General features: G+C 59.0%; 21 protein-coding genes. 11 read left to right on the top strand and 10 right to left on the bottom strand.

What is annotated here, in order from left to right; all coding sequences use genetic code 11:
- Nucleotides 1-41 precede the first annotated feature (41 nt).
- Nucleotides 42-2477, top strand: coding sequence for a GcvT family protein (locus tag DHN10_RS02965; RefSeq protein WP_108813741.1), 2436 nt, complete (start codon nt 42-44; stop codon nt 2475-2477).
- Nucleotides 2478-2518: 41 nt separating this feature from the next.
- On the opposite strand, the gene DHN10_RS02960 is transcribed toward DHN10_RS02965, so the two are convergent.
- From DHN10_RS02960 to DHN10_RS02940, 5 genes are all read right to left on the bottom strand, one after another.
- Nucleotides 2519-2986, bottom strand: a complete 468-nt coding sequence (locus DHN10_RS02960) for a hypothetical protein (RefSeq protein ID WP_108813740.1) — start codon at nt 2984-2986, stop codon at nt 2519-2521.
- Nucleotides 2983-5007: a glycosyltransferase gene (locus tag DHN10_RS02955; protein ID WP_108813739.1), complete on the bottom strand. Its 2025-nt coding sequence runs from the start codon at nt 5005-5007 to the stop codon at nt 2983-2985. Before DHN10_RS02955 ends, DHN10_RS02960 begins: the two co-directional genes overlap by 4 nt.
- The gene (locus DHN10_RS02950) at nt 4994-6082 is read right to left on the bottom strand and encodes a glycosyltransferase (RefSeq protein WP_108813738.1); all 1089 of its coding nucleotides are present in this window, start codon (nt 6080-6082) and stop codon (nt 4994-4996) included. The genes DHN10_RS02955 and DHN10_RS02950 overlap by 14 nt, the downstream gene beginning before the upstream one ends.
- A 132-nt stretch (nt 6083-6214) precedes the next feature.
- Nucleotides 6215-6538, bottom strand: a complete 324-nt coding sequence (locus tag DHN10_RS02945) for a hypothetical protein (protein WP_108813737.1) — start codon at nt 6536-6538, stop codon at nt 6215-6217.
- 98 nt (nt 6539-6636) lie between these two features.
- Nucleotides 6637-7536, bottom strand: coding sequence for a hydrogen peroxide-inducible genes activator (locus tag DHN10_RS02940; protein WP_108813736.1), 900 nt, complete (start codon nt 7534-7536; stop codon nt 6637-6639).
- 125 nt (nt 7537-7661) lie between these two features.
- On the opposite strand from DHN10_RS02940, the gene katG reads away from it, so the two are divergent.
- Nucleotides 7662-9875, top strand: a complete 2214-nt coding sequence (gene katG, locus DHN10_RS02935) for a catalase/peroxidase HPI (RefSeq protein WP_108813735.1) — start codon at nt 7662-7664, stop codon at nt 9873-9875.
- Nucleotides 9876-9947: 72 nt separating this feature from the next.
- Nucleotides 9948-10985, top strand: coding sequence for a flavin monoamine oxidase family protein (locus tag DHN10_RS02930; protein ID WP_108813734.1), 1038 nt, complete (start codon nt 9948-9950; stop codon nt 10983-10985).
- 7 nt (nt 10986-10992) lie between these two features.
- Here DHN10_RS02930 and DHN10_RS02925 read toward each other — a convergent pair whose 3' ends face one another.
- From DHN10_RS02925 to DHN10_RS02915, 3 genes are all read right to left on the bottom strand, one after another.
- Nucleotides 10993-14112 carry an efflux RND transporter permease subunit gene (locus tag DHN10_RS02925; protein WP_108813733.1) on the bottom strand — a complete coding sequence of 1040 codons (3120 nt, stop codon included), beginning with the start codon at nt 14110-14112 and terminating at the stop codon, nt 10993-10995.
- Nucleotides 14109-15254 carry an efflux RND transporter periplasmic adaptor subunit gene (locus DHN10_RS02920; protein WP_108813732.1) on the bottom strand — a complete coding sequence of 382 codons (1146 nt, stop codon included), beginning with the start codon at nt 15252-15254 and terminating at the stop codon, nt 14109-14111. Before DHN10_RS02920 ends, DHN10_RS02925 begins: the two co-directional genes overlap by 4 nt.
- A gap of 175 nt (nt 15255-15429) precedes the next feature.
- On the bottom strand, nt 15430-16155 hold the full coding sequence (locus DHN10_RS02915; protein WP_108813731.1) for an OmpA family protein: 726 nt from the start codon (nt 16153-16155) through the stop codon (nt 15430-15432).
- A gap of 158 nt (nt 16156-16313) precedes the next feature.
- On the opposite strand from DHN10_RS02915, the gene DHN10_RS02910 reads away from it, so the two are divergent.
- From DHN10_RS02910 to DHN10_RS02890, 5 genes are read left to right on the top strand one after another with little or no spacing between them, the layout of a single operon-like run.
- Entirely contained in the window at nt 16314-16715 is a 402-nt protein-coding gene (locus DHN10_RS02910) for a rhodanese-like domain-containing protein (RefSeq protein ID WP_108813730.1), read from the top strand.
- Nucleotides 16716-16724: 9 nt separating this feature from the next.
- Nucleotides 16725-17459: a 5-oxoprolinase subunit B family protein gene (locus DHN10_RS02905; protein ID WP_108813729.1), complete on the top strand. Its 735-nt coding sequence runs from the start codon at nt 16725-16727 to the stop codon at nt 17457-17459.
- Entirely contained in the window at nt 17459-18478 is a 1020-nt protein-coding gene (locus DHN10_RS02900; RefSeq protein WP_108813913.1) for a biotin-dependent carboxyltransferase family protein, read from the top strand. Before DHN10_RS02905 ends, DHN10_RS02900 begins: the two co-directional genes overlap by 1 nt.
- On the top strand, nt 18479-19237 hold the full coding sequence (locus DHN10_RS02895) for a LamB/YcsF family protein (RefSeq protein ID WP_108813728.1): 759 nt from the start codon (nt 18479-18481) through the stop codon (nt 19235-19237). It abuts the gene before it with no gap.
- 9 nt (nt 19238-19246) lie between these two features.
- Nucleotides 19247-19915: a cupin domain-containing protein gene (locus tag DHN10_RS02890; protein WP_108813727.1), complete on the top strand. Its 669-nt coding sequence runs from the start codon at nt 19247-19249 to the stop codon at nt 19913-19915.
- A gap of 1 nt (nt 19916) precedes the next feature.
- Here DHN10_RS02890 and DHN10_RS02885 read toward each other — a convergent pair whose 3' ends face one another.
- On the bottom strand, nt 19917-20921 hold the full coding sequence (locus DHN10_RS02885) for an NAD(P)/FAD-dependent oxidoreductase (protein WP_108813726.1): 1005 nt from the start codon (nt 20919-20921) through the stop codon (nt 19917-19919).
- 47 nt (nt 20922-20968) lie between these two features.
- Between DHN10_RS02885 and mnmD the strand changes: the two genes are divergently transcribed.
- Nucleotides 20969-21649 (top strand): tRNA (5-methylaminomethyl-2-thiouridine)(34)-methyltransferase MnmD, encoded by a 681-nt coding sequence (gene mnmD, locus DHN10_RS02880; protein WP_108813725.1) that lies wholly within the window; start codon nt 20969-20971, stop codon nt 21647-21649.
- Entirely contained in the window at nt 21639-22505 is an 867-nt protein-coding gene (locus DHN10_RS02875) for a DMT family transporter (RefSeq protein ID WP_108813724.1), read from the top strand. The genes mnmD and DHN10_RS02875 overlap by 11 nt, the downstream gene beginning before the upstream one ends.
- A 9-nt stretch (nt 22506-22514) precedes the next feature.
- On the opposite strand, the gene DHN10_RS02870 is transcribed toward DHN10_RS02875, so the two are convergent.
- Entirely contained in the window at nt 22515-24560 is a 2046-nt protein-coding gene (locus DHN10_RS02870; RefSeq protein ID WP_108813723.1) for a lytic transglycosylase domain-containing protein, read from the bottom strand.
- A gap of 182 nt (nt 24561-24742) precedes the next feature.
- Here DHN10_RS02870 and dapA point away from each other — a divergent pair, with 182 nt between their 5' ends.
- The gene (dapA, locus tag DHN10_RS02860) at nt 24743-25615 is read left to right on the top strand and encodes a 4-hydroxy-tetrahydrodipicolinate synthase (protein WP_108813721.1); all 873 of its coding nucleotides are present in this window, start codon (nt 24743-24745) and stop codon (nt 25613-25615) included.
- The last annotated feature ends 8 nt before the right edge of the window (nt 25616-25623 follow it).

Here is a 25623-nt window from a genome sequence, read left to right as displayed (position 1 = left end):
TTTGCCGCCCGGCCACTCGGCATCAGAGCGAGAGGCGCGCCATGAAAACCAGAACCAAAGTCGTTGTCATTGGCGGGGGCATCGCGGGCTGTTCAGCTCTCTATCATCTGACAGAGGAAGGCTGGACCGATGTGGTCCTGATCGAGCGGGATGAACTCACTTCCGGGACAACCTGGCACTCTGCGGCGCAGGTCACCAACTTTGGGATGAACCAGACGATGGTGGGGCTGAAAACCCACTCCATCGCGCTTTACAAGAAGCTGCGCGACGACCCGGAATACCCGGTGGGCTACCACCATGGCGATGGCGGCATACGGCTGGCCAACACCGAAGCGCAAATGCAAGGCTACCGGCATTTCTCCTCTATGGCGCGGGGCATGGGCGTCGAATTCGAGGTGATCGATGCGGCAGAATGTGCCAAGCGCCATCCGCTTATCTCAACCGATAACCTGCTGGGTGGGCTTTGGGATGGCGAAGACGGTGACATTGACCCTGCCCAATTATGCCAGGCGCTGGCCTTTCACGCCCGCAAAGCAGGGGCCGAGATCTATCGGCACACCTCCGTCACCGGCCTTAAGCAACGCGATGACGACACCTGGCTGGTGGAAACCGATAAGGGCAATATTGACGCCGATATCGTGGTTAACGCCTGCGGTTACCGGGTAAACGAAGTGGGTGCAATGATGGGGGTCCACCACCCCGTTGCGTCGATGGAGCACCAATATTTCGTGACAGAAGACATCCCCGCGATCAAAGAGGCCGGGCACCGGATGCCGCTGCTGCGCTGCCCGATCTCGGACTATTATTGCCGGCAGGAAAAGGACGGGCTGCTGGTCGGTTTCTATGAACAGGATTGCAAAACCTGGGGCATGGATGGGATCAGCCCCAGCTTTGCCAATGACCTGTGCCCTGACGATCTGGACCGTGTGATGGATGTGCTCGAAGGGGCATTCGCCCGCATGCCCGCACTGACCGAAGCGGGGATCAAACGGGTCGTAAACGGCCCCATCACCTATACGATCGATGGTGCGCCATTGGTCGGGCCTATCCCCGGCAAACGCAACGCCTTTTGCATCATCGGCCTGCGGGCCGGTGTCGGTGAAGGCGGCGGACATGGCTGGCTGCTCGCGCAGCAGATTGTCCATGGTGAGGCCTGCTATGACACATGGTGCCTTGATCCGCGCCGGTTCACCGGACATGCCAATGTCGAACTGACCGCGCTCAAGGCGATTGAGGACTACCAAAACGAATTCCGCTTCCACTTCCCGCATGAACACCGCCCTGCCGGGCGCCCCGCGAAAACAACACCGCTTACCCCAATCATGGCCGCCGAAGGTGCCGAATTCACCGTCGTGAACGGGTGGGAGCGTGTCGATTACATCAAACCCGCGCCGGATTTTCACCCCACGCTCAGTTTCAATTTCGATGAAACCTTCGACTTGATCGCCGCCGAAGTCCGCAACGTGCAAACCAACGTCGGACTGGCCGAGGTGAATGGGTTCAACCGGATTGAGGTCACTGGAGCAGACAGGCACAGTTTTCTCGACCGGATGTTCTGCGGCAATGTCACCAAACGCGCTGGGCGCGTCGGGCTGGGGTATCTGCTCAATCACGACGGCATGGTGAAAGGTGAGGCAACAATCGCCAATCTGCCTGCCAGCGACCGTGGACCGGACCGGGTCTGGTACGGCTCTGCCGCGGCCAGCGAATTTCACGATATGGATTGGCTTACAGCACATCTGCGTGCCAATGAAGATGTCCAACTGCGTGGCCTGACCAATGACCAGACTATACTGGTGCTGGCCGGACCAAAATCACGCGAAGTTCTATCCGCCTGCGCGCGCGGTGACTGGTCCAAAGACGCGTTTCCGTGGCTCAGCGTCCGCGAGTGTTTCATCGGGTTTGTCCCCGCCACGGTGATGGGTATCAGCTTCTCCGGAGAGCTGGCCTATGAAATCCACGTACCAAATGCTGCACTTTATGCGGCCTACCTCGCGCTGCGCGAGGCCGGGAAGGCGGATGATTTGCAGCTTTTCGGCGCGCGCGCTGTGGATGCGATGCGCTTGGAAAAAGGGTTCCCGCATTGGAAAGCCGATTTGATCACCGAACGTGACCCGTTCGAGACCGGATTGACCCGGTTCGTGAATATGGAAAAGGGCGAATTCATCGGCAAAGACGCCTTGGCAAAACGGATGGCACGGGGCCCAGAGCAACAGCTTGTCACGCTGAACGTCGATGCCGACCACGCACCGGCACACGGTGGGGCATCGCTTCTCAACGATGGGAATGTTGTGGGCACGATCACCTCTGGTGATTGGGGGCACCGGGTGAAGATGAACCTTGCTTATGCGTTCATGGATCCAAAGTTCACCGATATCGGGACGGTGTTGCAGTTGGATCTCTGCGGCGAACTGGTCAACGTTGAAGTGATCGCAGCATCACCCTATGACCCTGAATTTGCGCGGATGCGTGCATAGAACGGTGTTTAGAAGACATGTTGCCCGATCCCATCCCGGCCTCAAATCATGATCTCAAGCCCCCAGAACTGACGTATCTGTGCGATACAGTCATTCTGTTCAGCCGCTGTCTTGCCCGCGATACGTTCCACCCGAAAGCCAAATCGCTCAAATCCCGCATTGCTTTGATGCGACAGAATGATGACCTCACACTCTTTCTCAATCGCGAGAGAGGCATAGCGTGTTGCCATCAAACTGGTGCTTGCATCATCCAGGCGCGCCTCGGCGTCATCCAGTAAGACACCTATGGCGGGGCGTGCGTCCGGCCCCAAGGTACGCTGCAGTTGCTGTGCATCAAGCTGGGGAAAGATAGCCTTGCCCGCCTTATGTGCAGCAAGCGGATTGGCAGGGGCCAGCAAGATGTCGATGTTTGCCGGGCAAGACGTCGACGTGCGCATCAGCCGTTCTGACCAGGCCTGTGCAGATTTGTCGGCCAAAAAGCTTTCGTCCGTTCTGTGCGATGTGATCATTCGACCATCTCCAGGATATGCTGTGCGGCGGCCTTTGTACCGGGTTCGGGCAGGTTGATGCCGCGCAAGTTCTCGCGCAACGCCTCGGCCCATTCGCCCAAACACTGATCAATGGTTTGGGTGAGGCTGAGCAGTTCCCAAGGTTCGACAAGGACCGCCAGTTCCCGATCAGCGGCCGCCTTGCCGCGGGCACGTTGATCATCCATGAAGCTCGCCATCTGTGGGACAAAAATCGTCGGCACCTTGGCATAAATCGCCTCGTGAAAAGAGTTATAGCCAATGGCCGAAATAAAGAGATCCGCAAGCGGGATCAGAACGCTGGCGTGAATGGATTGCACCACACGGGTGTTGGGATATTGAAACCATCCCGGATCGGTCGTTGCAGTGGGCCAGACCACCAGCAAATGCAGGATGTCCTCGCGCGTCGACAGATGGGCGCAAATTGCGTTGATCTGCGCGCGTCTGTCTGCGGCGACACCACCACGCAACATCGTGACAACAAGTCGGCGACCATCCAGCGCCAGCCCATCACGCAGCCGGGTCATCTCTGCCTGATCCGGTTCGACCCGCTGCACAATTGGGCCGACGTATTTGATATCGGTAGCCCGTTCCTCAACTGCGTTAAGTTCATCAAAGGCTTCGCAAGGCACAATAATCCGAGAGAATGCCTTTTGGCGGTCAAGCGCCACTTGATTGTTCTGGCTTGCCTGCCACAGACCACGCCTGATCCAGACACTGGTGCGGCCATTGTCAGCGGCGGCGCGCATAACGCTGTCAAAGACATAGCCGCCATCAAAGACCGTCACCGCACTTTGTCGCGCAAGAACAGAGAGGCGCACCGCATTCACCACGTCATTGTCATGCGGTGCCCGGTCAGCCGCGCGGCTAACAAGTGGCATCGTATCAAAGCCTGAAGCGTTCAACATACCAACGCATGACGGAAAGGCTGCAAACTGTGGTGTCACATTCTCGCGCATCGCATCTGCCACCAGACTGCATCTTTTTGCGTGACCAAGCCCCACGCCGTTGGTCGGCACGAACAGAACCGAACGCGGTTCATTGCGATTTGGTTTTTGTGGCGGGTTTTTGGGGGCACGCAGTTTGGCCAGCGCTGGTGGCAGGGTGACAGCACGCTGCAGGGTCGTATGCGCCAGATCATCCGCAATGCGCGCCATATTGGGCAGGATGCTTTGCGTCATCCAATGCGGCAGGTTACGCAGGTCCGAAGGGCCTGCGATGAATTCATTTGCTTGATTGTGCCACGCCCGATCAACGGTCCCGTCGATCAATGGCGCCCCTTGGGCCGTCAGATTGGCAATGATCATCTGCAAGCGCGGCCAACTAACGGGTTTGCCAAAGAAGACAGCGCCGTCAAATCGGGCGGCAAAGGCACGAGGCAACAACTCGCCCGGATGCCAAGTGGGCACATTATAACCATCGGCATCGATCCATGCCTTCTTTTCCGCGCCACCAGTGACGATCTCAATCGCAAAATCCTGTGTTAAGCTCAGTGCGCGCAGTTCGGACCGGATATTCTGAGCTTTCAGATCAGGAAAAAACAGCCCGATACGGGGCTTGCTGCGGCGGCTCTTGGTTGCGGGTGCCGCAAATATCGGCATCTTTGCGGCTGGCAGGGCCGGAACCGCATTTGGTTCCAGCAATAGGGGTTCGCGGTTCAAGGCAAAAGCCAGACGAGACGCAACCGTGATTTCATCCTGGCGCCGGTCGAATTGACCAAATCCTATGCTCCGAATTGCCTTCCCCTTGGCGAAGCCACGTAACCTATTGGCCCGCGCAGCATCAATTTTGTCAGCATCAAGCAACACCAGGTGGTCGTCCTCGGTCGGCAACGCGTCCGACAGGAATGCAGCCAGATCAAACTGATGTGCAGCCGACATTTGCTGAGGGACCAGCGATGCGGGTACAATGGCGGGGATGTCATGCGCCCGCAGGTGCGATACAAAAATCGCCAGTTCGTCAGTGGCGTCGGCATCTTGCCCGCCAGCTTCACAAAAGATCATAGAGGGTCTCCATCCGTGTGTTTGACGTGGTTTTCTTTTCTGTGAGGGTCAGAAGTTCCGCAAACCTGTCCTGAAAGGCGGTGACACCAAAGGCCGACAGCGCCGCCTGTCCCCGCGCCACCTGCGTGTGATAGTCTTGGGGCGTGGCGATAAGCGCGGCAACAATGCCGTCCACCTCTTCAGGGGCGGCTGCAATGACACCATCCGCGAATGTCGTCGCTGTGGGGGCCGCTGCAATAACAACCTTGCCTGCGGCAAGGGCTTCGGCAATCACGCGACCAAAGCTCTCCTGCCAAAAGGGGTGTGTGTAGTAGATGAAAAAGTCGATGGGTTGAAGAAAGTCATCGACGTCCTCAGCGCCAAAGGGCAGCAAATCCCAATGCTGGGGTACCGCTTCTCCGATCAGGTTGTCGGCACCCAGCATGCGCACAGATTGGGAGCTTGGCGGGAACATCTGCTCAAGATCACAGAGCGGCGGAAACTTCTCCAATCCGGGACGCGAGTGCCGGCCCCGGCGGTCTTGTGGCGCATTGCATGGCGCTTTCATCTGAAAGTCACAGATGTTCGTCCAGTCACACGGTGCGATCTGCCAAGGCCCGCCGTTTTCGCTCAGCCATTGGGTGACAGTCTTGCGGTTCCAACCGGAGACGGGTGACAGATATTTCGCCCGTGCCAGAGCCTGATCCGCTATCAGCCCAAGACAATGCCTCACATCAAAACCTTCCGGCCCATCCGGGCGCAGCAGGTTTTCGTGGCAGACGACAAACAGCCGGTCACAGACCAGCCGCGTGTTCAGCGCATCGTCAAATTTCAGGAAGCTGGGGTTATGCAGCGCAATCAGGTCTGCAGAGACAAAGGCAGGGTCCCAGACCAATGGCGTGGCGGTATCTTCGCAAGCCTCAGCAATCCTTTCATGGACATGCCGCCCCTTGAAGAGCTTCGAGGAAATCGCAACAACGTTGAGATCGCAAAACGGTGCCAGTGCATAAATCTCGCGCGCGACAGCGGCGGAGGTTCCGCCGCTAAAGCGCGGGTCAATGACCAGGGTCAGCTTTTGCCGGTTGGGTTGGACCATTCTGGTCCTCCTTGATCAGTGCGCAAGGTTTCACCTTGCGTTCAGTCTTTGCGGTTCATGTGGAACCGCGCGGCAGTCTACACCAAGCGATGCCATCCTGTTTCAAGATGGCAGTAAGTTTGCACTGCAAATTCAATAGAGTGAGGCGTCCGTCTTGGACCGCTCAACAACATCACGCAGTTCTGCAGGCATCGCGTTGCGAAAGCCAATGTTAGTGAACAAAGTCTGTTCCGGCGGGGTCGATACAAAGTCGCGCAACATCACCGACAGCTCACTATTGTCCAGTGAATCGAGGTTCTGCAGCAAATACGCCCGCAACCCCTGGGTATCACCAAATTCAACATAGGCGCGGATCTCTGAAACCTGCACACTGGTCAGCGCCTGCGCTGGCCCCGATAACGCGCCCGATAGCGCGAATGCCGAGAGTGCAATCGACAGTTTCTTCAGCTGGTTCATTGGCCGTCCTTTTTCATAGCTGAGCGAATCCGTAATCGAGGGATATCGGAGACTTATGAACGAAAGGTTACCAGCGCTTCACCACCTGACGGGTCGCGTTAAAGCGGCAAAGATTGGCCAACCCGCAGAACCGCATCTGCCACTTGGCGCAACTGCCCCGTCAGCGGATTGGTTTTCCGCCAGATCATGCCCACGGTGCGTTGCGGCTGGGGGTTGGCAAATCGCCCGACACTCACCGGGGCGGAACGGGTCTCAACTCGCACCGCCATTTGTGGGATCAGGGTCACGCCGATGCCGGACCCAACCATCTGCACAAGGGTTGAAAGCGACGTGCCATCAAGACCCTCACGCGTGGCCCCTGCCCCGAACTGGCAAAACGACAGTGCCTGATCGCGAAAACAATGCCCTTCCTCAAGCAGCAGCAAACGCATGTCGCGCAACCCTTCTGGTGTGGGCACCGGCTGATCATCTTCGCCCAAAGGGCGCACCAGCATCAGCGGCTCTTCAAAAAGCGGCACCTCTTCAAAGCCCGGCTCATGCACTGGCAGGGCCACAATCGCTGCATCGATCTGACCGCGCGCCAGTTCCTCGATCAGGCGCGGCGTCATCGTTTCGCGCACATGCAAATCAAGCTCTGGATAGGTGCGCCCCAGATAGGCAATGAGCCCCGGCAAAAGATAGGGTGCGATGGTTGGGATCACACCTAGGCGCAACCGCCCGGCCAAACCGTCCTGCGCCGCACGTGCCATATCACCAAGATCATCAACTGCGCGCAAAATCTCGCGCACCCGCAGCGCCCAGTCTTCGCCAAATGCGGTCAGACGAACATGGCGCGGACCGCGTTCAAACAAGGGTGTACCTAGCCCTTCCTCCAACTCTTTGATCTGCACCGACAAAGCCGGTTGCGAAATGGCGCAGGCCTCGGCGGCGCGGCCAAAATGACCGTGGCGGGACAGGGCTTCAAAATAGCGGAGCTGCTTTAGTGTAAGGTTATTCATAATTTGAAGTTATGGGTATGATCCAAAAATGCAACTTAAACTAATTGAAATGCTGTGCTATTTCTGCCCCAAGCGCGCTTGAATCAAGGCAGCGCACGCAACGTAACCAACATCGGAGAACGACAATGGACGGAAATGACGCCGGAAAATGCCCTGTCATGCACGGGGTGACCCTGAACGCCACACATAGTGTGCAGGGCAACAAGGATTGGTGGCCCAACCAGCTAAACCTCAAAATCCTGCACCAAAAATCGCCCGCGTCTGACCCGATGGGTTTGGATTTCGATTATGCCGAAGAGTTCCAGAAACTCGACCTTAAGGCGCTCAAGGCGGACCTGCACGCGCTGATGACCGACAGTCAGGACTGGTGGCCCGCTGACTATGGTCACTACGGCCCGTTCTTTATTCGTCTGGCATGGCATGCCGCGGGCACTTATCGTACGGCAGACGGCCGAGGCGGCGCAGGCGGCGGTCAACAGCGTTTTGCCCCGCTTAACAGCTGGCCCGACAACGGCAACCTCGACAAAGGCCGCCGCCTGCTTTGGCCGATCAAGCAGAAGTACGGCAACCAGATTTCCTGGGCCGACCTTTTTGTGCTGGTTGGTAATGTCGCAATGGAATCGATGGGCCTGCCGATGTACGGCTTTGCAGGTGGTCGCGCCGATACATGGGAACCAGAAGAAGACGTCTATTGGGGTCGCGAAGACGAATGGCTGGCCAGTTCCGATAAGCCAAACAGCCGCTATTCCGGCGACCGTGATCTGGAAAACCCGCTGGCCGCTGTGCAGATGGGCCTGATCTACGTTAACCCAGAAGGACCGGACGGTAACCCTGACCCGCTCGCCTCTGGTCATGATGTGCGTGAAACCTTCGCGCGCATGGCGATGAACGACGAGGAAACCGTGGCCTTGGTCGCTGGTGGTCACACCTTTGGCAAAGCGCATGGTGCCGGTGATGCAGCCCTGATGGGACCAGAGCCAGAAGCCGCGCCAATCGAACAAATGGGTCTTGGCTGGAAGAACGGGTTTGAGTCCGGCAAGGGCGTTCACACCACCACCAGCGGGATCGAAGGCGCTTGGACTGCGACGCCAATCACATGGGACATGAGCTATTTCGAAACGCTGCTAGGCAATGAGTGGGAGTTGGGCAAAAGCCCCGCTGGCGCCAACCAATGGCACCCCAAGGGCGGAGCCATGGGTGACGCGGTGCCAGATGCACATGACGCATCACGCACACACGCGCCGATGATGACTACGGCGGATATGGCGATGAAGCTGGACCCAGCCTATGCCAAAATCTCGCAGCGTTTCCTCGAAAACCCTGCAGAGTTCGCGGATGCTTACGCCCGTGCTTGGTTTAAGCTGACCCACCGCGACATGGGGCCAAAGGTTCTTTATCTGGGTGATGAAGTGCCTGCAGAAGATCTAATCTGGCAGGATCCGATCCCTGCCGTTGATCACGACCTGATCGATGACGCAGATATCGCAGTCCTAAAATCAAAACTGCTGGCCTCTGATCTATCGATTTCCGAACTGGTCTCGACTGCTTGGGCATCGGCCTCGACCTTCCGCGGCTCGGACAAACGCGGCGGCGCCAATGGCGCGCGCATCCGTCTGGCCCCGCAAAAGGACTGGCCGGTGAACGAGCCTGCGAAGCTGGCCAAGGCGCTGGATACCCTGACGGGCGTGCAGACCTCGTTCAACGATGCGCAATCGGGCGGCAAACGCGCCTCGCTCGCTGATATCATCGTTTTGGGTGGCTGCGCAGCGGTCGAACAGGCGGCCAAGAACGCAGGTCACGACATCACTGTGCCCTTCACACCGGGCCGCATGGATGCCTTGGAAGAGCAGACAGACGCCGAGAGCTTTGAGCCGTTGGAGCCTGAAGTCGATGGTTTCCGCAACTTTGCCAAGGCTGACTACAGCGTGCCTGCAGAGAAACTGCTGGTGGACCGCGCGCAGCTGATGACGCTTTCAGCGCCAGAGATGACCGTACTGATCGGTGGTCTGCGGGTGCTGGGTGCCAATTCTGGCGACAGCAAGCATGGTGTGTTGACTGACAAAACCGATACGCTCAGCAACGACTTTTTCACCAACCTCGTCGATATGGCGACCGAGTGGAAGAAGGGGAGCGAAGAGGGCACCTTTGAAGGCCACGATCGCGCGACAGGCGACGTCAAATGGACTGGCACCCGTGTTGATCTGGTCTTCGGCTCCAACTCGCAACTGCGGGCCTTGTCCGAGGTCTATGCGCAAGGCGATGCGGCCGCGAAATTCGCGCAGGATTTCGTTGCAGCATGGACCAAGGTGATGAACCTTGATCGCTTTGATGTGAAGTAAACAAATCGGGCGTAGCCTGTCCAAGGCTACGCCCATCCCCTACGCTGGACCTCCACAGCAAAGGTCGGCGTCATGCACACCCAAACATTAATCATTGGTGGCGGCCTTAGCGGGCTATCTTTGGCTTATCGCCTACAACAGGCAGACCACGACTATCATCTGTTGGACGCGCGCAGGCGCTTGGGCGGGCGGATCAAATCGCTGATCGTGGGTGATGTCGCCGTTGATCTTGGGCCATCATGGATTTGGCCGGGGCAAGAACGGATCGCGGCCCTGCTGCCCGAACTGGGCCTGCATGCATTTGAACAACACGCGCAAGGCACACAGCTTTATGAGCAAGCAAGTGGCGAGGTCATGCAAAATGCAGGCTTCATGTCGATGGCGGGTGCACTGCGGATTGGGGGCGGGACCAGCGCCCTGACCGACGCGCTGGCAGCACGGCTTGATCCGTCACGCATGACGATGAACGCGCAAGCCGCACATATCAGCGACGCGCCAAGCGCGACGCTCGCCGATGGGCGGACCATCACCGCAGACCGGATCGTGCTGGCCTTGCCACCTCGGGTCGCCGCCGACCTGACATATGCGCCTGTTCTACCCCAAATCGCCACACTCAAATCCATCCCTACTTGGATGGGTGCACATGCTAAATTTGTCGCCGTCTATGGCACGCCCTTCTGGCGTGATGCGGGCCTTTCAGGTGACGCAAGCAGCAGGCGGGGTCCAATGGTCGAAATCCATGATGCCAGCCCCGAGGATGGCACATTTGGCGCGCTCTTCGGCTTTGTCGGGCTTCCGGCACATGTCCGCGCGCAGGTCGGTGATCAGGTACAGCATGCCGCACTGACGCAGCTGACAAACATCTTTGGTGCAGCCGCAAGCAAACCACTGACAAGCCACTTGGAGGACTGGTCAGCCGCGGCATTCACCTCGACCGCCGCAGACGCCACACCCCCTACGGGGCATCCACCCTATCAAATGCCAGCCCCACTTTCGCGTGTCTGGAATGACAAACTCATCTTTACCTCCACCGAAATGGCCCCCGACAACGGCGGGTTGATCGAAGGAGCACTGGCAGCAGCAGAACATACCGCCAGAAAGATCCTTTAGCGCAGACTTATTCGGCAGGCACCAGATCAGGGCCGGTTTCAAACCGCTTTGCCCGCCGTTCGCCCAGCATCAGCATTGCCGGGGTGACCAGCAAGGTCAGGATCGTCGCAAAGACCAATCCACCGGCAATCGCACTGGACAGTTCGGTCCACCATTGGGTTGACGGGGCGCCATAGATGATTTCGCGGGTAAAGAAGTTGATATTCAGGCCAATCACCATCGGCATCAGGCCCAGCGCAGTCGTCACCGAGGTCAGCACAACAGGGCGCAAACGCTGCGCACCGGTACGCAAGGCCGCCTCGAGCGAGGATAGGCCCTGCGCCTTGAGTTGGTTGAACGTGTCGATCAGCACGATGTTGTTGTTCACAACAATCCCCGCCAACGCGATAACACCAATCCCGCCCATGACCACGCCAAAGGGCCGGCCTGTGACCATCAATCCAATCAGGACCCCCGCGATCGAGAAGACGATTGCAGACATGACGACAAAGGCCTGCCAGAAGCTATTGAACTGGGTCAGCAGGATCAGGAACATCAGGCCAATCGCCGACGCAAACGCACCAACAAGAAAGCTCATTGCGTCAGCCTGTTCCTCGGCCTCGCCGCCGAATTCAACGCTGACACTGCTGGGCAGATCAAGCGTTTCAATGGCGGCCTGCAAGGCGATGGTTTGATCATTGGCCAGCACATCGCTTGTCACATCGGCCGAGATCGTGATGACACGGGCCTGATCAATGCGGGTGATCTCACCGCTTTGCGGGGCTGGACTAAAGGAGACAAAGTTCGAGATCGGCACAAGACCTGCGTTTGTGGGAACGCGCAGCGATTCCAACTCGGCCAAGGTCCGGTCTACAGCAGGAAACCGGACAACGATATCAACCTCGCCATCGCCATCTTCTGGGCGATAATCGGCAACGGTGATGCCGCTGGTCAGCAGCTGCACGGCCTGCCCTAACAGGGCGACATTGGCGCCACTGCGCGCCGCCTCTGAGCGGTCAACAGTGATCTGCCATTCCACACCGGGGTTAGGGCGGGATTCGACAACGTCGATGAAACCGCCCATCTGCTCCATCTTGGCGATGATGGTCTGGACGGCAGTTTCCTGTTCGGCCCGAATATTACCCAGAACCTCCAGATTGATCGGCTTGCCGCCACCGGGACCACCGGAGTCAGTCTGCACCTGCACATCGATACCGGGGATTTCAGCCATATCGGTGCGGATGTCCACTGCGATCTGGGTCACTGGGCGGCGCGTGTCCCATTCCGCCAATTCCAATTGCAACGACCCGATCACATCGCCGCCGTCGTTTGAACTGCCAGAGCGGGCATAGACGCTTGCGATCTCTTCATAATTGGCCAAACGGGCCTCAACCTGACGGACCAGCGCATCCTGCTCATAGACCGAAAAATTGTCCTTTGCCCGCACCTCGACCTGCGCATAGTCGGGTTCAACCTCTGGAAAGAAGGTCAAACCATTGCCAAGGCTGCCATAAGCAACAAAAGAGGCCACCAGCGCCATCATGGCAAAGCTCAACGTGGTCCAAGGGCGCAGCAGCGACCATTGCAGCACCCGCACGTAACCGCCCATAAAGCCGGTCATATCGCGTGGATCACCCTTTTCGGCGGCATAAAGCTGGGCCTTGGCCTTGGCTGACTGCGCTTGGCGCTTGCCAATCAATCCGCCCATGACAGGGATAAAGATCAGTGCCATGAACAGTGATGCAGCCAGCGTAAAGATCACTGTGATCGGCAGGAATTTCATGAATTCGCCAACCACACCGGTCCAGAACAACAGCGGGAAGAACACGCAAAGCGTCGTCGCGGTCGAGGCAATGATAGGCCACGCCATCCGCTTGGCTGCTTTGGCGTAGGCAATCTTTGGTGCATCGCCGTCGTGCAGATATCGGTCGGCGAGCTCTACCGTGACGATTGCCCCGTCCACCAGCATCCCTACGACAAGGATCAGAGAAAAGAGAACCACGATATTCATCGTGAAGCCCATGAAATAAAGACCCGCAACACCGCTCAGAAACGCACCGGGAATGGCCAGGCCCACCAGCAAGGACGACCGCAAGCCAAGCGCATAGACCACCACGATCATCACCAGAATGATGGCGGCAATCACGTTGGCTTCCAGATCGCTGAGCATGGATTGCACCTGCTCACTTTCGTCCAGCGTGTAGCGAACTTGCACGCTTTCCGGCCAATCCGCCCGCGCGCTGTCGATGACGGCACGCACCTCGTCAACGGTCTCGATGATGTTTGCACCAACCCGCTTTTTTATCTCAAGGGCAAGTGCGGGCTGGCCGTCAATCCGGGCAAAACCTGTGGGATCTTCAAAGGTGCGCCGGATCGTCGCCACATCGGCAAAGGTCACAACCGTCTGGCCGCGCACCAGAATGGGCAGCTCCATCACATCTTCAAGGTTCTCGATCAAACCCGGCACCTTCAAGACAACGCGACCCGCTTCGCTCTCAATCGCACCTGCGGCAATCAACTGATTGTTGTTGGTGATTGAGCTAATCAGCTCATCAAACGAAATGTTGTACGTCTCGAAAACAGTCGGATCGATCAACACCTCCAACAGCTCTGTGCGCTTGCCGCCGACATCCACCTCAAGCACACCACTGAGCGATTCAATGTCGTCTTGCAGATCTTCGGCCAAAGCGTTCAGCGTGCGTTCCGGCACGGGGCCGGACAGGATCGCTGTCATGATCGGAAAGAGGGCGGTGTTGATTTCCGTGACCGTGATGCTGGCATCCGACGGCAGTTCACTTTCGGCCTTGTCTGCAGCTTCGCGGACCTTGTCCAGTGCGGCATCGGAATCAAAGCCCGGTTCAAACTCCAGCTGCACAGTCGCACGGCCTTCGCTGGCTGTCGCCGTCATGGATTTCAATCCGGTGAGTGACGCAAATTCAGCCTCCATTGGTCCGATCAGCACATCCTCGGAATCCTCTGGCGAGATGCCGTCAATCGAGGTCGAGACATAGGCCACCGGAATGGGGATTTCGGGGTTACTTTCCTTGGGGATCGCACTGTAGGACAGCGCACCAATCGCCAGCAGAAAGAACAAGACCAGCTGCACAACCTTGCTGCGGCTGAAGGCCGCATCGATCAAACCAATCATTGTGACACTCCCGCAGTTTGCGCTGCCTCCACCAGGCGTGGCTCAACCACGTCACCCGCGCCAACAAAACCCTGACCGACGGTGATAATATCCGCCTCTTCCGGCAGGCCTGTGACCCAGACACCATCTGTTTGGGCGCGTACAATCGACACCGGGGCAAAGGCCACTGTGTTGTCGCTCTCAACGGTTTTGATACCAAGCGCACCATCTGTGCCCAGCGACAGGATCGCGGGTGAGATAAAATGCCCTCGGGCCATGCCGGTTGGAAGGACAATGCGCGCGCTCAGACCCGCAGGCATCACGCTGTCAGGATTATCGACGGTGACTTCAACGCGGAATGTCCGGGTTTGCTGATCAGCATTGGCCCCGATAAAACTCACCGCACCACTGCGTTCTTCGCCCGTGATAAACTGCACTTGGGCCATCTGGCCGATATCAATGCGAGACAGGGCCTGCTGCGGCACCTGAATAACAACGGTCAGCGGATCATTGTCCAAAACTTCGGCAACAACGTCACCTGCATCAACAAACTCGCCCTCATCAAGGGTCATGTCATTGAGACGGCCCGCAAATGGGGCACGAACGACGGTATTATCCAACTGTTGTTCTGCGGCCGAAACAGCCGCATCGGTAGCGGCTTTTGCGGCACGCGATTGGCTCACCCGGTCTTCGGTCGCGACGCCGCGCGCCTGCAAGGCAAGGGCATTGTTCAGATCACGGGTCGCCTGTTCTTGCTGCGCTTGAGCCTGCGCCAACTGAGCCTGGATCGTTTCTGCGTCAATGCGGCCAATCTCTTGGCCAGCTGTCACCAGATCACCACGGGCAACGAGGACCGATTGGACTTGCCCGGTGGCTTCGGCCTGAATGCCGCTGGCACGGTCCGGTTCTGATTGGCCTTCGGCGCTCAGCACCAGTTGCACGTCCTTGGCTTGCGACGGCAAGACGGCGACCGCAATTGCACGCTTGGCCGGTGCCTCAGGGGCCGCCTCCTCGGCATCGGCAGTGGGAATGATGTATCCGCTGCCCATCCAGCCCACCAAAATGAGCGCCAGCAAAACAGCGAGCCATTTTGAGCGCCCAGCGCCCTTGTCATTTTGAAATGTCAGTTTTCCCGTCAAATTCGGGGTTGTATCAGATGCCATTGGCTTATCCCTCGATCGTCATTGCGGACACACGCAGGTCAAATCCGCAGACAGAATTGAATGAGGGATAGTTATGGTCAGTTTGCCGCAGTTACCAGAGAGCGGGCAAGAATAAGTCGCAAAATGGGCGAGGACCACCGCTGATCACAGCTGTGGCCCTCTGCCTACGGTCTGATCAGCCCGCGTCAGGCAAGGTGAATTCCACCCTACGGTTCTGGGCGCGCCCAGCGGGGTTGTCGGCACCATCCTCGGTAAGGTTGGGCGCAATCGGATCGGTTTCTCCGACGCCGCGTGAAGTCACGACTTCCGCCGCCAGATCGGTATTGGCGATCAGCCAGTCGCGCACCGCATCAGCGCGCCGCTGACCAAGCGCTTCATTGAAGGATTCATCGCCAATGGCATCGGTATGGCCAGTGATCTCAATGGCGGTGACACCGTCGAGTTTGTCGGCAACACCACGCAATGTTTCCAACGATGAGGCCTCCAAAGAGGCGTCGCCAAAGCTGAACAACACATCCGAGAGCATAACCATCGCATCGACTTCGCCGTCTTCGTTCTTAGCAACCTCGAGGTTAGGATCGGCGGCGGCGATCTCTTCAAGGCTTGGTGTCGCTTCCTGCATGACATCCTCGGCCATGGTCTCCTCTTCAGCCATTTCCTCCTCCATGGTGTCTTCTGCCATGGTGTCGTCCGCCATAGTCTCTTCGGCCATAGTGTCTTCCGCCATGGTGTCTTCAGACATCGTTTCGTCTTCCATGGCATCCTCGGCCATCGTTTCGTCAGCCATCTCTTCCATCACTTCTTCGGTCATTGCGTCCGTGTCGGTGGTGTCTTCCTGGGCAAGGGTCGGGCCTGCGGCTGCGGCAAGAAGGCAAAGGAAAGTTAGGGTTGATGTGCGCATTTTGGGGTCTCCGTGAGTAAATTTGCGTTGGGGCCACCTAGGCCAAACTTCCGCTCAGAGTAAAATGAACCCTCATCATATCGGCGTCAGGAATTGTTGCAGTCCATTCTGGACATCCCCCTGCCCGCTGTGCGCAAGATGATTGCAAAGGAGACGCTATGCCCAAGCTCACCACATCCGCCGCCGCACTCGTGGCGGCAGCCCGCGCGCGGATCGAGGAAGTCGAAACCGCTGACGCCATCACCATGCTGGATGACCCAAATGTCACCTTCATTGATCTGCGCGATGTCCGCGAGCGGCAGCGCAGCGGGGCGATCCCCGGCAGCTTTCATTGCCCGCGCGGCATGGCAGAGTTCTGGGTCGATCCCGAAAGCCCCTATTTCAAAGATATCTTCGGTGAAGACCGGACCTTCATCTTTCATTGCGCCTCTGGATGGCGGTCCGCGTTGACAGTGGCGACATTGAACGAGATGGGCTTTCCGGCCGCGCACCTCAAAGATGGTTTTGGCAGTTGGACCAAAGCAGGCGGCCCCATCGACAGCCTCGACAAATCCCCCTAGACCGCGCCCATGAATGACGCGCTGCAAGACCCAGAGATTTGCCCGCTCGGCGTGGACGGTATTCTTGTGCGCTTTGCCCGCAACCTCAACGACACTGCCAACGCCCGCGCCTTGGCGTTTCGCGATCAGGTCGAGGCGGCGGATATCGCCGGAGTGACCGAAGTTGCGCCCTCGCTGGTCTCTGTGCGCATCGGTTTCGATCCGTCGGCAACAGACCGGAACGCCGTCACCACCGCAATCCTCACGCTGTTGGCAGAGCCCATGTCAGGCGACACGCCCCCCCGACGGCTCTGGCGCATTCCGGCCTGTTTCAGCCCCGATCACGCCGCGCAACTGGCCGAAGCAGCCCAATTGGCCGGATGCACAGTCGATCAAGCCATCGCAGAAATCACAACCCAGCAAGTGCGGGTCATGGCGATCGGGTTCGCACCCGGCCAACCTTATCTGGGTCTACTGCCCGACCACTGGAACATCCCCCGCCAATCCGCACTGACCGATACGCTCCCCCAAGGGGCGCTGATCTGTGCGGTGCGCCAGTTGATCATCTGGGCGGCAGAGGCCCCAACCGGTTGGCGGCACATCGGACAGACAGCGTTTCGCGTCTACCTGCCCGAAACCAAACAACCTTTCGCCTTGCAACCGGGTGATGTCGTGCAATTCGCCGCTGTCTCTGACACCGATTTCGCAACGATCCAACGGGACGGCACAACCAACGGCGGTGCCAGATGCGAGGTGCTGCGCTGATGCCAACCCTGACGCTGCACAAAGCCGGGCCGGGACTGACGGTGCAAGACCTCGGCAGGCCGGGATGGAAGGCTCAAGGGCTGTCCACCGGCGGCGCCGCCGATCCACTGGCATTGCTTGAGGGGGCAGCGCTGCTTGGCGCAGGCACCGACAATGCTGTGATCGAAATGATGGGCTTTGGCGGCACATTCACCGTAAGCGAGGGGACGCACTTTGCCCTGACTGGCGCCGTGATGCAGGCAAACATCGACGGCGCGACAGTCGAACATAACACCACACAATTCCTGCCCGCTGGCGCCAAGCTGACAATCGCCGGCGCGACCAAGGGCGTCTACGGATACCTTGCCCTCGCTGGCGGCATCACCACAGCACCCATCATGGACAGCCGTGCCACACATCTGACCGCTGGGATCGGCACGCGGCTTGCCACAGATGACGCGCTGCCCATCGGAGCTGACATGGACCGGATGCGCGCACCGGTCAAACTGCACGTTGATGATCGGCTTTCTGGCGGCACGATACGGATCATGCCCGGCCCCCAGACCGGCTTCTTTTCGGATCAGACGCTAGCGGCTTTTGCCACGACGACTTTTCAACGCAATCCGCGGGGAAACAGGCAAGGGATCAGGCTCGATTACGAAGGCAAAGGCTTCGGTATGCAAGGTGGCCTCACATTCGTGTCGGACCTGATTGTATCCGGCGATATCCAGATGACTGGCGATGGCGTGCCCTACATCCTGCTGGCCGAATGCCAGACCATCGGCGGCTACCCTCGGATCGGCAGCGTCATCCCCGCCGACCTGCCTAAAGTGGCGCAAGCGGCCCCCGGCACGGCACTCCGCTTTCAGTTCCTGAGCGTGGTAGAGGCCGACGCCACTGCCACCACTTACGCCGCCCAATTGCGCCAACTCAGGGCCCGCTGCACGCCTGTGCTGCGCGACCCACATGACATTGCCGACTTGCTTGGCTACCAATTGATCAGCGGGGCAACCCCCGGTGACGATCTTGAGAGGCCCTGAATGACACATAACATCGACCTGAACGCAGATATGGGCGAAGGCTTTGGCCCCTGGACGATGGGCGATGATGCAGCCCTGCTTGATATCGTCAGTTCGGCCAACATCGCTTGCGGTTTTCATGCGGGCGACCCTGATGTGATGGCACAAACGATGCAGCGGGCGGTGGCAAAGGGTGTGGGGATCGGTGCGCATCCCGGTTTTGCGGACCTCAAGGGGTTCGGGCGGCGCAAGCTGCCGCTACCACATGAAGAAATCGCCAATGCTGTCGCCTATCAATTGGGCGCGGCGCAGGCGATGGCGAAACGGGCAGGCGGACAGGTCCGGCACCTTAAACTACACGGGGCACTCTCGAACATGGCGTGCGTCGATCACGCGCTGGCGCGTGCCTGTTATCAGGCCGCATTGGACGTGGATCCTGACATCATCATCATGGTGCTGGCCGCAACCGCGATGGAAGAGGTGACACGCGAGTTGGGCTGCAATTGGGCGGGCGAGATTTTCGCCGACCGGGCTTACAACGACGACGCTACACTGGTGGACCGCAGCCTGCCGGGTGCGGTGCTGCATGACGCAGAGGCCGCCGCACCGCGTGTCCTAGAAATGCTTGAAGCAGGGGCCATCATCGCCGAGAACGGCACGCTTATCCCCTGCCAAATCGACACGATTTGTTTACATGGCGATACGCCGGGGGCCGTTGCGCTGGCACGCGGGTTGCGCGATCATCTGACAAAAGCTGGCGTCACAATCGCCCAATTTTGAAGGTATCCTATGGAACTGAACGCAGACTTCACGCAGCGCGCCCTTGTCCATTCCGAAAGCCTTGATTGGATCGCTTCACCCATGCCCGGCGTGGACCGGCGGATGCTGGACCGGATCGGGGATGAGGTCGCACGCGCCACGTCCATCGTGCGCTACGCCTCCGGCAGCACATTCTCAGCGCATACGCATACGGGTGGCGAAGAATTCATTGTGCTGGAGGGTGTCTTTCAGGACGAACACGGCGACTACCCCGCTGGCACCTACGTACGCAATCCGCCGACTACATCGCACACGCCGGGCGCGGCTGAAGGGTGCACGATTTTCGTCAAGCTTTGGCAATTTGACCCCGATGACCGGACGCAATTCCGCATGGTAATGGACGACGGGCTGACACCCATTGCCGACGGGATCAGCGCCAAAACCCTGCATAAAGATACAAAAGAACAGGTCCGCTTTGTTTCGCTCGCACCCCGTGTGACGTTGAACGAAACGCCGCAAGGCGGGGTGGAACTATTGATGATTGCGGGCAGCGGCGTTGAAGGTGGCGACACTTTGACGAAAGGCTCATGGCTGCGCCTGCCAGAAGGTGCGCCACTGAACTTGACCGCCGATGATGATGGCGCGCGGGTTTGGATCAAGACGGGGCATCTGCCCTTTGCACAGGCTCCGGCCATCTAAATCAGGCGCGGAACCCCTCTGGGATCGTATCGCGCCCGTCCAATACCAGATCAGCCATGACCTCACCGACCTTCGGGGCCATGCCAAATCCAATCTTGAACCCGCCATTGGCGATATACGCGCCCGACCTTGTCGGATGTGCACCTAAGACCGGCGCGCGGCTTTTGCTGCGCGGACGCACACCCGCCCAACGCTCAATGACTTGCGCCCCTTTCAACACTGGAAATGCTGCAACGGCGCGGGTGATGACATCATCCAATGCGGTATCCGTCCCGGTGGGGTCGTCAAATTCTCGCTCCGACGTAGACCCGATGGCAACGGTCCCATCACCGTGCGGGATGATGTGCAACGCATCAGCAAAAAGCTGCGGCTGACCCGCCGCATCGTGACGCAGCAATGCGGCCTGTCCTTTCACCCCATTGCCTCCAACCTCAACCATGCCCGGCCATCCCGTGGCCCAGACCACCTGCCCCTGCGCTTGGCCTTCGGTCAAAACCTCACCCCCAAGGGCAACCACAGCATCTGCCAGCGCGCGCGTGGCCCGACGCGGATGGATCAAACCCGACAACGTGTCATACACAACCCAACCCGAAGGCGTAGGAGGCATCCATGCAGCATCTTGCGCCTCTCGAACGTCCCAGGTGGCCTTGCCCTGCCACAGCTCGGCCGCACCCTGTGCACGGGTCCGGGCCAATGCAACGGCACGGTCGTCCGCCAATGGCTGCAAACGGCCCGACCGGACATAGCCCACATCAGCCCCTGTCACCGCCTCAACGCGATCCCAAAACGCCTGTGCCATGATCAAGCTTTCAAATTGAAACGCCTTCTTTTCATTCCAGTTCTCCGGCACATGCGGGGCCAAAGCCCCGACCAAACCACCGCTGGAACCCGCAGCAACACCATGCGGATCAATGACCCGCACCGCTGCACCCCGTGACGCGCAGGCAAAGGCCACTGATAGGCCGAACACCCCGGCCCCCATCACCGTCACATCTGTCGTTGCCATTCCGCGCCCTTCCGCACAAAGATGACGCAAAGGTAGGGCACACGCGCATGACAGACCAGAGAGCAGAATTGGAATGGCGGGATGGCGTGCCCATCGCGACCGCTTTTGATGATCCTTATTATTCGCTCGACAACGGGCTGGCCGAAACCGAGCATGTCTTTCTTGCTGGCAACGATCTGCCCGCGCGGTTCAATGATGACTTTCAGATTGCAGAGCTTGGGTTTGGCACCGGGCTGAACCTGCTGGTGACATGGGCGCTCTGGGACAAGGCCGGGCGACCGGGCATCCTGCGGTTCACATCCTTTGAGGCTTTCGCCATGGCCCTGCCAGACATGCGTGACGCATTGCGCCACTTCCCGCAGCTTGCTCCCTACGCTGAAACACTTCTGGCCGAATGGACACCGGGCACTGGCGTTACCCAGCTTTCGGATGGGCCGCTGCTTGAGGTGATCCTCGGGGATGCCCGCGCGACACTCCCGCAATGGCAGGGCAAAGCGGATGCTTGGTTCCTTGACGGCTTCTCACCGGCAAAGAACCCTGAACTGTGGGAGCCGTCCTTGCTGAATGCCGTTGGCACCCATACCAAACCGAACGGCACGGCAGCGACATACTCTGCCGCCGGACATATCCGGCGCACACTGGCAGAGGCCGGGTTCACCGTCACCCGCACCCCCGGCTATGGGCGCAAACGTCACATGACAACGGCAAGGATGGCGCATGCAGAATAACCCGCGCCTTGGTATCTTGTTGATGATTGCAACGACATTTGTCTTTGCAGTGCAGGACGGAATTTCGCGGCTTCTGGCCGAAAATTACAACGTAATCATAATCGTGATGATCCGCTATTGGTTCTTTGCCGCCTTCGTGGTCACCATTGCCGCCCGGCAATCCGGGTCAATTCGCGCCGCCGCAGCAACAAAACAACCGATCTTGCAAATTTTCCGGGGCACACTGCTTGCCACTGAAATCTGCGTGATGGTTAGTGCCTTTGTGTTGCTGGGTTTGGTGGAAAGCCACGCCATCTTTGCCTGCTACCCTCTTTTGATCGCCGCCCTGTCCGGGCCGGTTTTGGGCGAAAACGTCGGCTGGCGGCGCTGGGCCGCGATTGGCATCGGCTTTGTAGGTGTACTGGTGATCTTGCAACCGGGCTACACCGTCTTTGCCCCTGCAGCGGCGATCCCCTTGCTGTCCGCGCTGATGTTTGCGCTCTATGGCCTGCTGACCCGCTATGCGGCACGCAAGGACAGCACGGCAACATCATTCTTTTGGACCGGCACATCGGGGGCCGCGCTGATGACGGTAGTGGGCATCTGGTACTGGGAACCGATAACCGCCCATGACTGGCAATGGATGGCAACACTCTGCATCACCGGGGCACTTGGCCACTGGCTCTTGATCAAAACCTATGAAGTGGCCGAGGCGAGCGCGGTGCAACCCTTCGCCTACCTACAGCTGGTCTTTGCCAGCGCCATCGGCCTGTTCCTCTTGGGCGAAACGCTGCGCCCCAATGTGGCGATCGGGGCGGCAATCGTTGTAGGGGCCGGGCTGTTCACGCTTTGGCGGTCACGGCGGGCCTCCGCTTAGGTCGGGCACCTAACCTCCCGGCCTGGCCACAGGGCGCACATCCGGTGTTTCGGTCAAAACCTCCATCGACGGGGCCGACGACGTCGCCATCGCCACATCCGGCGCTGGCCGCGCAACCGGGCGGATCAACGGCTTGCGCCCCTCCAACAAAGCGGTAAAGCGCACAGGGCCGGTTTGCCCGGTCAAGCGGGCCTCATAGATGGGAATGCTTTCCGTCACCCGCATCACGTAGTTCCGTGTTTCGCGAAACGGGATATGTTCGATCCAATCCACCACATCCATCTCGCGCAGGCGCGGGTCACCTCGTTCATCGATCCAGCGGATGGGGCGGCTTGGCCCAGCGTTGTAACCGGCGGCTATCATAACGGGCGTCGGGCCAAACTCTTGGGTCAAAAAATCCAGATATTGCGCGCCCAAGGTCGCATTGTATTGCCAATCAGAGGTCAGGCGCCCGCGCGAATACGGCAACCCAAGCCCCTCTGACACCTCTTGCGCTGTCGCTGGCATGAGCTGCATCAAGCCCAGCGCGCCGACGGGACTACCGATACTTTCATTGAACTCACTTTCGCGGCGAGCAATGGACAAAGACAACGCCGGGGCCGCGGGCAGGTCCATCTCTGCCAGATCATGAATGGGAAAGTAAATTTCGGGGATCAAAATACCCCGCGTGACAGCGGCCTTTCCCAAAAGCAACGTATAGCGATGCTCGTCAATCTCGCTAAGATACGCACCCAATGCGGTCAAACCCTCGGCATCCAAGCTCTGGCCAAGTGCGGCAAAGAACGTAAACGCCGCCCCACGCTCGCCACCAGCCAGCAAGGTCAGGGCGGCTTTGACAATCTCGTCGTCAAAGACCGGCGCGTCGCGCCACGCAATGGCAGAGCCTGACAGGGTGGGGGCCAACGGTCGCCCGGTCTGCTCTGACGCCAACAACCCATAAAACGCCGTCTGATGCTCGGCGGCAGCGGCGTAGGCTGCGGCGGCAGCATCGGTTTCTCCCAAAACGGACTGCGCGCGACCAATCCAATACTGCATCCGGCTGACCGAGATTGGACCAGTGGAAACACGCAAGCCATTCTCAAAATGCCCGCGGGCAAGCTCCGGGTCACCCAAGTATGTCAGGGCGATGTAACCCGACAACCACTCCAGATCTGCATAGCTCGACCCCTCTGACAAATAGTGGCGCGACGCCAAATCATAGGCCTGCTGCGCGCGCCCCTCGCGCATTTCCCAACGCGCCAGAATGCGGCGATAGCCCGACCAACGCAGAGGTTCACCTAAAGCGGCGCGACTGGTAGATCGGTCCATGAGCATCTCAACCGCATCAGTCCATTCCCCGCGCGACGCCAACCAGGAATAGCGATCATAGGCAAAACCGGGGTCCGCACGCAGCGCAGCGGGAACAGCGTCATATAAAGGGCGCATATTGCGGGTGCCCGATGCATAACCGATCCGTGCGGTAGTAAACGCCTTTTGACCCTCATCCAGTAGAGGCAGCATCCGTTCAGCCTCTGCACGGCGCGACCGCCACATTAACGCATCCACGCGGGCGCGGTGGAACGGCTGCAAAAGATCGCCAAAGCTGGCGACCATCACCTCATGCCCATCCTCGCTCAGGCGCAGATTGATCCACGCGGCGCGCAAGGCGGCGCGGGCTTCGTCCTCTTGATCTGAAGCAATCAGCGCCTCCGCTAGACGCACGGCACCTTCACCGGTTTGCGGGGCGTCTTCTGCGAAAAAGGCGATCACCTGCGCCGGATCATGACCTTCATCGATGACCAGCTCTGCTTCGGCGCGCAAACGGCGGATCCCCGGCCAACCTGCTTTCTGTGTAATAAACTCGCGGTATTCGGCAAAGGTTGCGTCTCCCGCACGCAAACGCAGCCAAGTGATGGCATCGATTGTCACCGGCCCTGCATCGCGGGCCAAAGCATAGCCGATGTCCCAGTCTTCGTCCGCAGCGGCAATCGCGGCCACAGCCTCTGGCGGCACGGTTTGCGCCTGCGCCGGCAGGCCCATTGCTGCAATCATCGCTATGATCATTGGAATGCGCATGTCACTTACCTTGCCAATTGCCTGCACACCCAAGGTAGCCGGGCCGCGCGCAATCACAACTCACAAACCTGACAATCGGCAGAAAGCCGTGCATCTGGGGCTTGTCGAAAGGGCGCGCGCAGCCTAGTGTCCGCGCGATTTTAAGTGGCCAATCCCGGCCAATCACAAGAAGGAAGCGTGCCATGTTTAAGGGATCTCTCCCCGCCCTCGTCACGCCGTTTCGCGACGGCAAAGTTGACGTGGACGCGCTGAAAAAACTTGTGAACTGGCATGTCGATCAAGGCAGCCACGGGCTGGTGCCAGTCGGTACAACCGGTGAAAGCCCGACGCTGACCCATGAAGAACACGATCTGGTGGTCGAAACGGTCGTCAATGAGGCAGCCGGGCGCATCCCCGTGATCGCCGGTGCCGGGTCGAACAACACGGCTGAGACTGTGCGACTGGTCAAAGCAGCCAAGGCGGCGGGCGCGGATGCGGCGCTGGTGGTCACGCCCTATTACAACAAGCCAACGCAACGTGGGCTAATCGCGCATTTCACTGCCGCCGCCGATTGCGGATTGCCGATCATCATCTACAACATTCCACCTCGGTCGGTCATCGACATGACGCCCGACACAATGGCGGAACTGGCCAAGCATGAGATGATCGTGGGCGTCAAAGACGCCACCGCCGACCTGTCACGGGTCCCTGCGCAACGGATGCGCTGCGGGCCTGACTTTATCCAACTATCTGGCGAAGACGCGACCGCGCTGGGTTATAACGCACATGGCGGCCACGGGTGTATTTCGGTCACGGCCAACATCGCACCCAAGCTGATTGCTGAATTTCAGGAAAGCACATTGGCGGGCGACTATGCCAAGGCGCTGACACAATTGGACCGGCTGATGCCACTGCACGAGGCAGTGTTCACAGAGCCGGGCCTGGTCGGTGCGAAATACGGCATGTCACTGCTGGGGCTGTGCAGCGATGAAGTGCGCTCACCATTGACCGAGCTGACGGATGAAACGAAAGAAAAGCTGCGCAGTGCCATGGTGCATGCGGGTTTGCTGAACTGAGTAGTGAA

Origin of the sequence: Loktanella sp. Alg231-35, from assembly GCF_900143545.1 — a bacterium.
In the GTDB taxonomy this organism is placed as follows: Bacteria; Pseudomonadota; Alphaproteobacteria; order Rhodobacterales; family Rhodobacteraceae; genus Yoonia.
The sequence above is the reverse complement of the archived record's forward strand: the minus strand, read 5'-3'. Positions and strand labels throughout refer to the sequence as shown.

What these genes read in the sequence shown, in the direction of transcription:
- DHN10_RS02965 (WP_108813741.1), top strand. Translation starts at nt 42, where the DNA reads ATGAAAACCAGAACCAAAGTCGTTGTCATTGGCGGGGGCATCGCGGGC.
- DHN10_RS02960 (WP_108813740.1), bottom strand. Translation starts at nt 2,986, where the DNA reads ATGATCACATCGCACAGAACGGACGAAAGCTTTTTGGCCGACAAATCT.
- DHN10_RS02955 (WP_108813739.1), bottom strand. Translation starts at nt 5,007, where the DNA reads ATGATCTTTTGTGAAGCTGGCGGGCAAGATGCCGACGCCACTGACGAA.
- DHN10_RS02950 (WP_108813738.1), bottom strand. Translation starts at nt 6,082, where the DNA reads ATGGTCCAACCCAACCGGCAAAAGCTGACCCTGGTCATTGACCCGCGC.
- DHN10_RS02945 (WP_108813737.1), bottom strand. Translation starts at nt 6,538, where the DNA reads ATGAACCAGCTGAAGAAACTGTCGATTGCACTCTCGGCATTCGCGCTA.
- DHN10_RS02940 (WP_108813736.1), bottom strand. Translation starts at nt 7,536, where the DNA reads ATGAATAACCTTACACTAAAGCAGCTCCGCTATTTTGAAGCCCTGTCC.
- katG (WP_108813735.1), top strand. Translation starts at nt 7,662, where the DNA reads ATGGACGGAAATGACGCCGGAAAATGCCCTGTCATGCACGGGGTGACC.
- DHN10_RS02930 (WP_108813734.1), top strand. Translation starts at nt 9,948, where the DNA reads ATGCACACCCAAACATTAATCATTGGTGGCGGCCTTAGCGGGCTATCT.
- DHN10_RS02925 (WP_108813733.1), bottom strand. Translation starts at nt 14,112, where the DNA reads ATGATTGGTTTGATCGATGCGGCCTTCAGCCGCAGCAAGGTTGTGCAG.
- DHN10_RS02920 (WP_108813732.1), bottom strand. Translation starts at nt 15,254, where the DNA reads ATGGCATCTGATACAACCCCGAATTTGACGGGAAAACTGACATTTCAA.
- DHN10_RS02915 (WP_108813731.1), bottom strand. Translation starts at nt 16,155, where the DNA reads ATGCGCACATCAACCCTAACTTTCCTTTGCCTTCTTGCCGCAGCCGCA.
- DHN10_RS02910 (WP_108813730.1), top strand. Translation starts at nt 16,314, where the DNA reads ATGCCCAAGCTCACCACATCCGCCGCCGCACTCGTGGCGGCAGCCCGC.
- DHN10_RS02905 (WP_108813729.1), top strand. Translation starts at nt 16,725, where the DNA reads ATGAATGACGCGCTGCAAGACCCAGAGATTTGCCCGCTCGGCGTGGAC.
- DHN10_RS02900 (WP_108813913.1), top strand. Translation starts at nt 17,459, where the DNA reads ATGCCAACCCTGACGCTGCACAAAGCCGGGCCGGGACTGACGGTGCAA.
- DHN10_RS02895 (WP_108813728.1), top strand. Translation starts at nt 18,479, where the DNA reads ATGACACATAACATCGACCTGAACGCAGATATGGGCGAAGGCTTTGGC.
- DHN10_RS02890 (WP_108813727.1), top strand. Translation starts at nt 19,247, where the DNA reads ATGGAACTGAACGCAGACTTCACGCAGCGCGCCCTTGTCCATTCCGAA.
- DHN10_RS02885 (WP_108813726.1), bottom strand. Translation starts at nt 20,921, where the DNA reads ATGGCAACGACAGATGTGACGGTGATGGGGGCCGGGGTGTTCGGCCTA.
- mnmD (WP_108813725.1), top strand. Translation starts at nt 20,969, where the DNA reads ATGACAGACCAGAGAGCAGAATTGGAATGGCGGGATGGCGTGCCCATC.
- DHN10_RS02875 (WP_108813724.1), top strand. Translation starts at nt 21,639, where the DNA reads ATGCAGAATAACCCGCGCCTTGGTATCTTGTTGATGATTGCAACGACA.
- DHN10_RS02870 (WP_108813723.1), bottom strand. Translation starts at nt 24,560, where the DNA reads ATGCGCATTCCAATGATCATAGCGATGATTGCAGCAATGGGCCTGCCG.
- dapA (WP_108813721.1), top strand. Translation starts at nt 24,743, where the DNA reads ATGTTTAAGGGATCTCTCCCCGCCCTCGTCACGCCGTTTCGCGACGGC.